Annotated in this window: 2 protein-coding genes and 1 pseudogene; 1 reads left to right on the forward strand and 2 read right to left on the reverse strand. The window is 71.7% G+C overall.

What is annotated here, in order from left to right; genetic code table 11:
* Positions 1–203, reverse strand: a pseudogene (locus IH13_RS0133250) (glycerophosphodiester phosphodiesterase); the annotation flags it as partial.
* Positions 204–225: 22 nt separating this feature from the next.
* Complete coding sequence (locus IH13_RS0133255) at positions 226–1,260, reverse strand: adenosine deaminase (protein ID WP_031090369.1); 1,035 nt, start codon at positions 1,258–1,260, stop codon at positions 226–228.
* Positions 1,261–1,378: 118 nt separating this feature from the next.
* Here IH13_RS0133255 and IH13_RS0133260 point away from each other — a divergent pair, with 118 nt between their 5' ends.
* Positions 1,379–2,059, forward strand: coding sequence for a DUF4190 domain-containing protein (locus IH13_RS0133260; protein ID WP_031090371.1), 681 nt, complete (start codon positions 1,379–1,381; stop codon positions 2,057–2,059).
* Positions 2,060–2,108 lie beyond the last annotated feature (49 nt).

A 2,108-nucleotide genomic window follows, 5' to 3' on the forward strand; every position in this document is an offset into this window, starting at 1 on the left:
AGAGATGTGTATAAGAGACAGCCCCACAGGCGCTCCAGGGTGGCGTCGTGGAGCAGGACCGGCACCCCGTCGCGGGTGACGCGGACGTCGATCTCGACCGCGTCCGCCCCCCGCCCGACGGCGGACCTGATCGAAGGGAGGGTGTTCTCGCGGGCGCGGTAGGGATCGCCGCGGTGAGCCACGGCGGTGACGGTGGTGACCATAAGACCATTGTGACCGCGGAGCTCACCGCCCCGGGGCGGTGAGCCAGTTCGTCGTGTAGGTGTCGATCTCGGCGGCCAGGGCCCGCTTGCCCGCCGGGTCGAGGAACGAGGCGTCCACGGCGTTCTTGGCCAGCGCGGCCAGTCCCCGCTCGTCCAGGTCCAGCAGCCGGGCGGCCACCGCGTACTCGTTGTCGAGGTCCGTGCCGAACATGGGCGGGTCGTCACTGTTGATCGTCACCAGGACACCGGCCCGCACCATCTCCCTCACCGGGTGCCGGTCGAGGTCCTTGACCGCACGGGTCGCGATGTTCGAGGTCGGGCAGACCTCCAGGGCGATGCGGTGCTCGGCGAGATGGGCCAGCAGCTGCGGGTCCTGGACCGCACTGGTGCCGTGCCCGACGCGCTCCGCCCGCAGGTGCGTCAGCGCGTCCCAGACGGTCTGCGGACCCGTGGTCTCCCCGGCGTGCGGGACGGAGTGCAGCCCCGCGGCGATCGCCCGGTCGAAGTACGGCTTGAACTGCGGCCGGTCCACACCGATCTCCGGGCCCCCGAGACCGAAGGAGACGAGCCCCTCGGGCCGCAGGTCCACCGCGAGCCGGGTGGTCTCCTCGGCGGCCTCCTGCCCGGCCTCACCCGGGATGTCGAAGCACCAGCGCAACACGACGCCCAACTCGGCCTCGGCGGCCTTGCGGGCGTCCTCGATCGCCTCCATGAACCCCTGCTCGGGAATGCCGCGCCGGGTCGAGCTGAACGGGGTGACCGTCAGCTCCGCGTACCTGATGTTCTGCCGGGCCATGTCCCGGGCGATCTCGAACGTCAGCAGCCGCACGTCCTCCTCGGTACGCACCAGGTCCACCACCGACAGGTACACGTCGATGAAGTGCCCGAAGTCGGTGAACGTGAAGAAGTCCGCCAGCGCCTCGGGGTCCGTGGGAACCTTGGAGTCGGGGTGGCGGGCCGCCAGTTCGGCCACGATGCGGGGCGACGCGGAGCCGACGTGGTGGACGTGGAGTTCGGCCTTGGGCAGCCCCGCGATGAAGGGGTGCAGATCGTTCATCGGAATCTCCCGGGTTCGCATTCTGGGCCGGGTGGCCCGGCTGCACCGATCATCGTATGCGGGGCCTGCGGGCCGGACGCCGGGCCGTAGCATGGCGGGACCACGATGGGGGAGGCCCATGTCAGACAACACACCGCAGCCCGGGGGCGGACCGGCGCCGCACGATCCGTGGGCACCGCCGGAGAACAGGGTGGACCTCGGCAAGCAGGCCGGGGACGTCCGCCCGCCGGGCGTACACGACCAGCCGACGGTCGCGTCCCTGCCGAGCACGGAGCCGGGCGCCGGACCGATACCGGGCCCGCCGGCCGGAGGTTTCGGACCGCCCCAGGGCGGTGACGTACCCCCACCGCCCGTCGCACCGAACGGGCCTGGGCGGCCCGAGGGGCAGTACGGCTACCCGGCCGCGCCCCCCGCCCCGTACGCCGGTTACCCCGGATACCCGGGGTACACGGGTCAGCCGGGCTGGGGACCGGCACCCGCGAACGGACTCGGCGTCGCGGCGATGGTGCTCGGCATCATCGCCGTCGTCGGCTTCTGCATGTGGGGAATCGGCGTCATCCTCGGCATCCTCGCGCTGGTCTTCGGCATCATCGGTCAGGGCAGGGCCAAGCGCGGCGAGGCGACCAACGGCGGCATGGCACTCGCGGGCGTCGTCCTCGGCTCGATCGCGATCCTGATCGGCGCCGTCTTCCTCGGATTCCTCATCTGGTCCGTGGCCGAGGACTCGTCGTCGAACGACGAGGAGTACGGGTACGACTCCCCGTACGCCACCTCGCTGATCCTCGGCACCGACCGGTAGGCGCGCGCCCGGATGCCGCTGTGACGGCGGGTCCGCCGGACCGCGACAC

This window comes from Streptomyces sp. NRRL WC-3549, assembly GCF_000721935.1.
Lineage (GTDB): Bacteria > Actinomycetota > Actinomycetes > Streptomycetales > Streptomycetaceae > Streptomyces.

Coding starts and splice junctions, on each gene's coding strand:
- IH13_RS0133255 (WP_031090369.1), bottom strand. CDS start 1,260: ATGAACGATCTGCACCCCTTCATCGCGGGGCTGCCCAAGGCCGAACTC.
- IH13_RS0133260 (WP_031090371.1), top strand. CDS start 1,379: ATGTCAGACAACACACCGCAGCCCGGGGGCGGACCGGCGCCGCACGAT.